This window comes from Oleiphilus sp. HI0132 (assembly GCF_001635845.1).
The window spans coordinates 1-1006 of the sequence record NZ_LWGJ01000408.1 but is presented as its reverse complement, the minus strand read 5'-3'; the positions used below and the strand labels follow the sequence as shown (position 1 = coordinate 1006).

General features: G+C 49.1%; 1 protein-coding gene. It reads right to left on the bottom strand.

All coding sequences use genetic code 11. The features are described from left to right. On the bottom strand, positions 1-1006 hold a 1006-nt coding region (locus A3766_RS05020), incomplete at both ends, for a thrombospondin type 3 repeat-containing protein (RefSeq protein WP_197479331.1).

Sequence of the window (1006 nt, the reverse complement as noted above, 5' to 3'; positions counted from 1 at the left end):
TAGCAATTGCTGGGCAGTTATCGACACCGTCATTGCTACCATCATCATCAGAATCGGCATCTGTAGGTGAAGTACCCTGAGCTTCTTCCATGGTGTTCAATACACCGTCACCATCACTATCAATGTCGCAGGCATCACCTTGGCCATTGCCATCGGCATCTTCCTGGCCTGCATTAGCAATCAGCGGGCAATTATCATCACCATCATTTTCGCCATCGTCATCTGTATCAGCATCAGTCGGGTCGGTGCCTTTTGCATTTTCCTCCGCGTCGCTTAGACCATCATTATCATCATCATGGTCACAAGCATCACCACCATCTGATTCAGAATCAGAGTTTTCCTGATTACTGTTAGCGTCAATTGGACAGTTATCGAAGGCGTCTTCTACACCGTCACCATCATCATCACTATCACAAACATCACCAAACTCATCGCCGTCTGCATTCAGCTGTCCAGGGTTCATATCGACAGGGCAGTTGTCCTGCTCATTGCCTACTCCATCATTGTCGGTATCGGCATCACAAGCATCACCAAATCCATCTTGGTCAGCATTGTTCTGGTCTTCATTTGCAACCGTTGGGCAGTTATCAGATTTGTCACCTAAGCCATCACCATCACTGTCTGATTGCTCATTTGGATCGTTATCGAAGTCATCAGCATCATCTGGCGCACCATCATTGTCATCGTCATGGTCACAAGCATCGCCTTGCGCATCGCCATCAAAATTTTCCTGACCCGCGTTGGCATCATTTGGACAATTATCAATGCCGTTTGCTACGCCATCGTCGTCATCATCACCCTGAGAGTCTTCCTGACGCGTCTCGTCTGTTGGGAAGGCATCATTCTTATCATCAACGCCGTCATCATCTGAGTCGCTGTCCTTAGGATCAGAACCCGCAGCCTCTTCTGCCTGGTCACTCACGCCATCATTATCATCGTCGCCATCACAAGCATCTCCGCGAGCATCGCCATCGAAGTTTTCCTGGCCTGGGTTAGCATCGGCAGG